Origin of the sequence: Anabaena sp. CCY 0017 (assembly GCF_963920885.1) — a bacterium.
GTDB lineage: Bacteria > Cyanobacteriota > Cyanobacteriia > Cyanobacteriales > Nostocaceae > Nodularia.
Window position 1 is genome coordinate 43,696 of record NZ_CAWUDG010000028.1, and the last position, 7,816, is coordinate 51,511.

Sequence of the window (7,816 nt, forward strand, 5' to 3'; positions counted from 1 at the left end):
TTACTTGCGCCGTAACCCACCATCACCCTGATTTATAACCAGTGAGGAAATAAGATGAATACAGCTGAATTATTGGTGCAGTGTCTGGAAAATGAAGGAGTGCAATATGTTTTTGGTCTTCCAGGTGAAGAAAACCTGCACGTTTTAGAAGCCCTGAAACATTCTTCCATTAAATTTATTACTACTCGTCATGAACAAGGTGCAGCATTCATGGCGGATGTTTACGGACGTTTGACTGGAAAAGCCGGAGTCTGCCTTTCTACTCTTGGCCCTGGGGCTACAAACTTAATGACTGGAGTCGCAGATGCTAACCTAGATGGTGCGCCCTTAGTAGCAATTACAGGTCAAGTGGGAACAGATAGAATGCACATCGAATCCCATCAATATTTGGATTTGGTGGCAATGTTTGCCCCAGTTACTAAGTGGAATAAACAGATTGTTCGCCCCAGTATTACACCAGAAGTAGTACGCAAAGCCTTCAAGCGATCGCAAACTGAAAAACCCGGTGCAGTTCACATCGATTTACCAGAAAATATTGCTGCTATGCCTGTAGAAGGTAAGCCATTGCGAAAGGATAACATCGAAAAAAGCTATGCTTCCTTTGCTTGTATTCGCGCAGCTGCGGCAGCAATTTCTCAAGCCGTTAACCCCATTATTTTAGTAGGTAATGGCGCAATTCGCGCTCAAGCCAGTGATGCAGTGACGCAATTTGCCACCCAAATGAATATGCCTGTGGCTAATACATTTATGGGTAAAGGCGTAATTCCTTATACTCATCCCTTGGCTTTATGGTCAGTAGGATTACAGCAACGAGATTTTATTACCTGTGGCTTTGATCATGCAGATTTGGTAATTGCTATTGGCTACGATTTAATTGAATTTTCCCCGAAAAAATGGAATCCTGAAGGCAATATTCCGATTATTCATATTGCAGCAACTTCGGCGGAAATTGACAGCAGCTATATTCCTAACGTCGAAGTAATAGGGGATATTTCCGATTCCCTGAATGAAATTTTAAAATTGGCAGATAGACAAAGTAAACCCAATCCCTATGCTATTAGCTTGCGGGAAAATATTCGTGCTGATTACGAACAGTATGCTAACGATGATGGATTTCCCATTAAACCGCAAAAATTAATTTATGATTTACGGCAGGTAATGGGGCCAGATGATATCGTCATTTCTGATGTTGGCGCACATAAAATGTGGATTGCTAGACATTATCACAGCCACAGTCCCAACACTTGCTTAATTTCCAACGGTTTCGCTGCAATGGGAATTGCGATTCCTGGTGCTTTAGCAGCAAAACTGGTTTCTCCTCACCGTAAAGTTGTAGCAGCAACTGGCGACGGTGGTTTTATGATGAATTGTCAGGAATTAGAAACAGCCTTGCGAGTTGGTACTCCCTTTGTCACCTTAATTTTTAACGATGGTGGCTATGGGTTAATTGAATGGAAACAAGAAAATCAATTTGGTAAAGGTAACTCATCCTTTGTGCATTTTGGTAATCCTGATTTTGTCAAACTAGCCGAAAGCATGGGTTTAAAAGGTTACAGAGTAGAATCTGCGACAGACTTAATCCCCATACTTAAAGAAGCCCTTGCCCAGGATGTACCTGCTGTTATAGATTGTCCTGTAGACTACCGCGAAAATCACCGCTTTAGCCAAAAAGCTGGCGAATTAAACTGCGAAGCTTAAATTGATTCTTGGCGTGATCAGACTAACCTAGTGCATCAATAAAAAACATTTATAGACGTTTAATTCCATCCAAATTAATGCACTATTTGAACTCGATCACGCCACCACAGTAGTTAAACTGTTGCTTGACTTTTGACTTTTGACTTTTGACTTACGCGTAGCGGCGTTAGTCTTCATCCAGTGCCGGAAAAGCCTCCTCAAACCGCCACAAATCATCTTTATTATTGAGAAACCAAACTCTAGTTTCAGGAGTTAATTGACTCCAAATAACATCACCAGGAATATGGGGAGAAGCATATTGATAGTGCAAACCCAGGTCTTTGAGATTTTGTTCTACATCTTTAGGAATACCAAAATCTTGCCAGTTAACCTCTATCTGTCTAATTGTAACTCCCGCAGCCGGGTCAAAAATTAACTGAGCTGCTCTAATTAAATCAGCAAAATGTTTTGGTTTCAGACTAGCTATCTGCTGAATTTGGATTGATTCGTTATGCTCTTGAGACATTGTGACTGAATTGGGTAAAAATTGTTCATTTCTTGAAACTATTCGCAGAGATTTTGACCCCAATGCCCCTATTTTAGCGCAGAGCCTTAAACCTGGATAATTTGCCTAAAAATTAAGTATTATTTCTATGACGGTAAATTTATTTTTATAAATTATCTTACTTATTCTGCACATTGAGAGTAATAATTTATTCATAAGATAATCAATTTTGATAAAAACTGTTGTGTCATGGCTAACATCCCCTATTAGTAAATATTTGACTAATGGTAGATGAAAGTGATCAGCTTAATTGGAGGTAATAACAATGATGGCAATATTTTGGTTTGCAGTTTGCTGTTTTCTTTGGCTCATTGGTTTAAGTTTGTTGGCAGAAATTTGGTTCTACGAAGAAGAAGAACAAATGTAATCAAACTAAATTAAGACTTGTAGCCCTGTTGAAGATAGAGTGAAAAGTGGAATATGTTCAGGAGGTAACTATGGCGCGTAAACGCTTAATTATTGAGATGGGTATGGGAATAGATCAACACGGACAGGAACCCACCGTAGCAGCAGCAAGAGCGGTGCGTAATGCGATCGCACACAACGCCTTACCCGGTGTTTGGGAAGTCGCCGGTTTGAACGATCCCAATGAAATGATTGTAGAAGTACAGGTAGCTGTTCCTTATCCCGAACAAGTCAAAGAAGAAGAAGTTCTAGCCGTACTACCCTTTGGGCGAAAAACCTTAACCGTAGAATCTGGGGGAATGGTAGTACAAGGAAAAGCGATCGCCTCACTCAACGACAAAAATGATGAAATGTTGATAGCCGTCGCATCTGTGACAGTTTTGATTGAAACTTAAGCATATAGCCTCACTAACCCCCGTGAGGCTAATTCATTCAGCTTCATTCTTTAATTCTTCTGGCAATAACTGATCCAGCTTACACTCAATAGCCGAGAGTTTCTTCAAAATAGTGGGGCGATCGCCATCCAAAGAAACCAACAAATTAGCAATAGACTCCTGTATATTACTCAACTTTGCCACAGCATTCTGGAGTTGTACCATACCCTCCCGCAATTCTTGTCGTTCCTCACGAGCATCAGCAATTTCATCCAACATCGCCTGAACAGTTTTAGCATTACTCTCCATTAACTGTTTAATTTCCTTATCAGTCATAGCGATCGCACATAGAGATTAGTATTACTACCTATCATAAAAGCAAACGTCACCCCCATCGAAACCCAGCCAAAAACTCTCCGCGTACCTCTGCGTTACCTCCGCGCCCCTTTGCGTTAAAATCCTCCCCTCCTACATCCTCTCCAAAACCCGAATCCCCAGCAAATCCAAACCCAACCGCAAAGTTCTAGCAGTCAAATCACACAAAACCAAACGGGAAGTCCGCAAAGGTTCCTCAGCCTCAAGCACCCGTACCCCCTGATTACGGTCATAAAACTGATTAAACTTCTTACTCAACTCATACAAATATTCACATAAACGATTAGGTAGCAACTCCTGCTCAACACTACTAATCACCCCATCCAATTGCAGTAAATACTTAGCCAAAGCCAACTCCGTCTCATGCTGCAAAAGCACCTTCACATTCTCACCCAACTCAGCAAAATTAATCCCACCCTTGCGGCTAATTCCCTGAATCCGTGCATAAGCGTACAGCATATAGGGCGCAGTATTCCCCTTCAGATCCAGCATTTTATCGTAGCTGAAAATATAATCACTAGTACGATTTTGGCTTAAATCAGCATATTTAACCGCACTGATACCAACTACCTCAGCAACTTCACTAATAAATTCTTCAGTCTCTGCTCGTTCTTCTTCCTTTAATCTAGCTTCTAAATCTGCACGGGCGCGAATCACAGCTTCATCTAATAAATCCCGCAACCTGACAGTATCACCAGAACGAGTTTTAAATTTTTTCCCATCTTCCCCTAATACCAAACCAAAGGGAACATGAACCAGTTCTACATCATCAGGAACCCATCTGGCTTTACGTGCGACTTGGAAAAATTGAGCAAAATGGTTACTTTGTCCAGAATCAGTTACATAAATTATCCGTTTAGCTTTATCTTGCTGAATCCGGTAACGCAAAGCTGCTAAATCTGTCGTCGCGTAATTATAACCACCATCTGATTTCTGCACAATTAAAGGCATAGGTTCGCCTTCCCGGTTAGTAAAACCTTCCAGGAAAACCACCTGTGCGCCTTGATTTTCCACCAGTAACCCAGATTTTGCCAAATCTTCCACCACTGAGGGAAGTAGAGGATTATAGAAAGATTCCCCGCGTTCAATGACTTGCACATCCAGCAAATCATAAATTACCTGAAACTCCTTCCTTGACTGTTCGCATAACAGTTTCCAAGCATGAAGAGTATCTTCAGCACCTGCTTGTAATCTCACGACTTCCCGTCGCGCCGTCTCTTGAAAAGTCTCATCTTCATCAAAGCGCTGTTTAGCTTTGCGGTAGAAACTGACTAAATCTCCAATATCTAAAGCGTTAGCAGTAGTTAAGGCTTCTGGGTAAACTTCGCGCAAGTAGGTAATTAACATCCCAAACTGCGTACCCCAATCACCGACGTGATTTAACCGCAGCACATCATGTCCCTGAAATTCCAAAATCCGGGCGATGGAATCACCAATAATCGTAGAACGCAAATGTCCCACGTGCATTTCCTTAGCAATATTCGGACTAGAGAAATCCACAATTTCTCGTTTTGGCGCTTCCGTCTTGGGAACTCCTAACCTAGAATCCGCCTGAATAGCGTTGAGTTGTGCTTCTAAGTATGCAATTTTGAGTTTAAGATTAATAAAACCAGGCCCAGCTATCTCTGGTGTTTCGCAAAAATCAGATACATCTAGTTTCTCAACAATAGCAGAGGCGATCGCCCTTGGTTGCTGTCCCAACTTTTTACTGAGGGATAAAGCCACGTTCGCCTGATAATCACCAAATTTAGGATTACTCGCAGTCACCAACATTGGATCTACTCCGGCGTACTCATCGCCAAAAGCAGCCACCAAAGCCTGCTCAAGTTTAAGTTTTAATTGTTCTTGTGTAACGTTCATATATAAATGTTATCTGTTTGTGCAAGGCTATAGCCTGCCTAATAGTGAGATATTCTCAAAGGCTCAATTATTTTAGCTTTAAAATCTAGTTACATACAGCTATTAATACTAAAACTCTTGTGGGGGAGGGCAAGGACTGCCCGCCTTAGTGTAAGACAAAAATCACATACACCAGAGGAGTTTAGTGTAACATAGCCCAAAAGTGACCTAATTTGAGAGTTAATACTGAAGATAATGAAATAAAACAATCGTCTATGTGAGTCCAATATTCTTGATTTCTAACTTCAACGTATAGCTTGTGTAGATGATGGTTCACCATAGACTATTTCTCTAGCCCAATGTTCACAGTTATAGCGCAATATATTCCATAGAGGATCTTTAGCAGTGAGGATTTTTTCTTTTGACTGCTGAATACGCTCTTCAATTTGGATATCGGAAACTTTTTCAGGATGCTCTTTTTCGGGACGTTCTTTAAAAAGCCAATTAGGTGTGTAGGGAGCAAAATGAACATATCCAATTCCCACACTGACAATTTTACCTTCTGGTTTCACTGTCTCACCTGTAAAAAAGTGTGCAACCCTATAACCATTTGGAGTTGCTCTTACAACACCGTAGTGTTCATAAGACCTATCTTTCTCATCTTTACAAGGATACACAACCAAATCATTAGGACGGATGACATTTCCGTTATTATCACAAATATCAGGTTCTCTGTCCAGAAGTATAATTAGCTGTGACAGTCTGGCTAACTGAGGGTCTATTATTTTTAATAAAGGTTCAGACCATCTCCGGTTATAATCACCTACTTTTTTTTGAATTTCTTGATATATTTCCAATACCCAACTCTGATGATTTTGCAATCTTTTAACTGCTTGAAAATGCCAATTAATATTAACCTGTTCAAACTTTATTTCAAATTCTATTTCTAGAAGTTCAGCTATGACTTGACACGTATTAATAATACTTGTATCTCTGGTATGATTACAAATTTGAGTGATTGCTTTTTTTACAGTATCACCATCATATAAACGATCCTGTAAATTAGAAAATAATCGGAGAATTTCAGAAGGATTTGGGTGCATTGACATCGACCTTATTATTTAAATTTTTAGACTCCTTTTTCTCCGTCTTTTCATTCAGCTTATCCTCAACATAACTCTCGAATGCGTTCAAAGCTATTTTTGATGACGAGATAGCAATCCCTGAACCAACTGATTTAGAACCATCTTTAATAGACATATATTTTTCCTCCAGCGTAAAAACAATGTGTTAAATTTAAAGGCTAATTTACACTTTAATTCAATATTAATATTCAAGTAATCAGCCTAATTACAGAGAAGCTTAACAACTTTTTATACTAACATAACAAGTGACAACTGGCAATTTGGTGAGTAGACCATAAAATCATAGACTGGTCGCACCAAGAAACGGAATTTTGAGACTTCACCCTCGAAATCCTCATTCTCTCTGCGCCTCTGCGCCTCTGCGTGAAATAAATCTTGCTCGCCAATGATCCCAATTTTCCAGTGAGATGATCAGCCTAAACTTTAAACTGTAATCCTCATACTCAAATCCAACCATTTCGACTGAGTAATCGGCGCACTACTAGATATATAGTCAAGCCCAGTCTCAGCCACAGCGCGAATCGTCTCCAAAGTCACATTTCCCGAAGCCTCAATCTTCACCCTACTATCCTGCTGACGAATCAACTGCACAGCCTGACGCATCATATCCACAGGCATATTATCCAACATAATAATATCCGCTTTATGCTCTAAAGCTACTTTCACCTGATCCAAACTTTCCGTCTCCACCTCAATAGTCATAGGAAAAGGAATCCGAGAACGAATCCGGGTAATGGCTTCTGCAATACCACCAGCCGCCGCAATATGATTATCCTTAATCATCACCGCATCATCCAAACCCATCCGGTGATTCATCGCCCCACCTACAGCCGTCGCGTACTTTTGCAAAAGTCTCAACCCTGGCGTAGTCTTGCGCGTATCCACCAACTGAGCAGGTAAATCCGCTATTTGCTCTACATATATATGTGTGAGCGTAGCAATTCCACTCAAACCCATAGCCAAATTCAGCGCCACCCTTTCTCCCATCAGCAACGCATCAAGGGAACCATGAATTTCTGCTATGACCTGTCCCGGCTCACATTTTGCACCGTCAGCCACAACAGCCTCAAAACGTACTTTCTCATTTAAAAGCTCAAACACCCTAGCTGCAACGGGTAAGCCAGCAATTATTCCTGGTGCTTTAGCCACCCATTTAGCTGTTCCTGGCGTGACATCTTCCGATAATAGACTATTTGTAGTGCGATCGCCCCGACCAATATCTTCCAGCAACCAGCCACGCAGTAAAGGATCTAGAACTACCCAAGGCGGTAAAACACCAAATTTACTCACAATTTAATTACTATCTTTTTAATTTCCAAGAATACTATATCCTAAAATCCCTACCCCATAAGGCTTTCAGAGGCATGAAAAAATAGATTCAAAATAAATTGAAAAAACAGTTGACAAAGATAGGAGCGCTCGTTATATTAGATAAG

8 protein-coding genes are annotated in these 7,816 nt (G+C 40.7%); 2 read left to right on the forward strand and 6 right to left on the reverse strand.

What is annotated here, in order from left to right:
• Nucleotides 1–54: 54 nt before the first annotated feature.
• Entirely contained in the window at nt 55–1,698 is a 1,644-nt protein-coding gene (locus ACM0OW_RS22250) for an acetolactate synthase large subunit (RefSeq protein WP_414552448.1), read from the forward strand.
• Between the two features lie 166 nt (nt 1,699–1,864).
• Here ACM0OW_RS22250 and ACM0OW_RS22255 read toward each other — a convergent pair whose 3' ends face one another.
• The gene (locus tag ACM0OW_RS22255; protein WP_063873320.1) at nt 1,865–2,203 is read right to left on the reverse strand and encodes a hypothetical protein; all 339 of its coding nucleotides are present in this window, start codon (nt 2,201–2,203) and stop codon (nt 1,865–1,867) included.
• A 476-nt stretch (nt 2,204–2,679) separates the two neighbouring features.
• Between ACM0OW_RS22255 and ACM0OW_RS22260 the strand changes: the two genes are divergently transcribed.
• Complete coding sequence (locus ACM0OW_RS22260) at nt 2,680–3,042, forward strand: Lin0512 family protein (RefSeq protein WP_107806574.1); 363 nt, start codon at nt 2,680–2,682, stop codon at nt 3,040–3,042.
• A gap of 33 nt (nt 3,043–3,075) precedes the next feature.
• Here ACM0OW_RS22260 and ACM0OW_RS22265 read toward each other — a convergent pair whose 3' ends face one another.
• The 5 genes from ACM0OW_RS22265 to nadC all read right to left on the reverse strand — a co-directional run bounded on the left by ACM0OW_RS22265 (nt 3,076) and on the right by nadC (nt 7,670).
• A complete protein-coding gene (locus ACM0OW_RS22265) occupies nt 3,076–3,357 on the reverse strand; it encodes a hypothetical protein (RefSeq protein WP_414552451.1) in 282 nt (93 codons plus the stop codon).
• Between the two features lie 132 nt (nt 3,358–3,489).
• A complete protein-coding gene (gene argS / locus ACM0OW_RS22270; RefSeq protein WP_414552453.1) occupies nt 3,490–5,256 on the reverse strand; it encodes an arginine--tRNA ligase in 1,767 nt (588 codons plus the stop codon).
• A gap of 284 nt (nt 5,257–5,540) precedes the next feature.
• Complete coding sequence (locus ACM0OW_RS22275; RefSeq protein WP_414552455.1) at nt 5,541–6,338, reverse strand: hypothetical protein; 798 nt, start codon at nt 6,336–6,338, stop codon at nt 5,541–5,543.
• Nucleotides 6,319–6,495 (reverse strand): hypothetical protein, encoded by a 177-nt coding sequence (locus ACM0OW_RS22280; protein ID WP_414552456.1) that lies wholly within the window; start codon nt 6,493–6,495, stop codon nt 6,319–6,321. The genes ACM0OW_RS22275 and ACM0OW_RS22280 overlap by 20 nt, the downstream gene beginning before the upstream one ends.
• A 308-nt stretch (nt 6,496–6,803) precedes the next feature.
• Nucleotides 6,804–7,670 (reverse strand): carboxylating nicotinate-nucleotide diphosphorylase, encoded by an 867-nt coding sequence (gene nadC / locus ACM0OW_RS22285; protein ID WP_414552458.1) that lies wholly within the window; start codon nt 7,668–7,670, stop codon nt 6,804–6,806.
• Nucleotides 7,671–7,816 lie beyond the last annotated feature (146 nt).

Excerpts from the sequence above, each read along its gene's own strand:
- ACM0OW_RS22250 (WP_414552448.1), top strand. The coding sequence starts at position 55 with ATGAATACAGCTGAATTATTGGTGCAGTGTCTGGAAAATGAAGGAGTG.
- ACM0OW_RS22255 (WP_063873320.1), bottom strand. The coding sequence starts at position 2,203 with ATGTCTCAAGAGCATAACGAATCAATCCAAATTCAGCAGATAGCTAGT.
- ACM0OW_RS22260 (WP_107806574.1), top strand. The coding sequence starts at position 2,680 with ATGGCGCGTAAACGCTTAATTATTGAGATGGGTATGGGAATAGATCAA.
- ACM0OW_RS22265 (WP_414552451.1), bottom strand. The coding sequence starts at position 3,357 with ATGACTGATAAGGAAATTAAACAGTTAATGGAGAGTAATGCTAAAACT.
- argS (WP_414552453.1), bottom strand. The coding sequence starts at position 5,256 with ATGAACGTTACACAAGAACAATTAAAACTTAAACTTGAGCAGGCTTTG.
- ACM0OW_RS22275 (WP_414552455.1), bottom strand. The coding sequence starts at position 6,338 with ATGCACCCAAATCCTTCTGAAATTCTCCGATTATTTTCTAATTTACAG.
- ACM0OW_RS22280 (WP_414552456.1), bottom strand. The coding sequence starts at position 6,495 with ATGTCTATTAAAGATGGTTCTAAATCAGTTGGTTCAGGGATTGCTATC.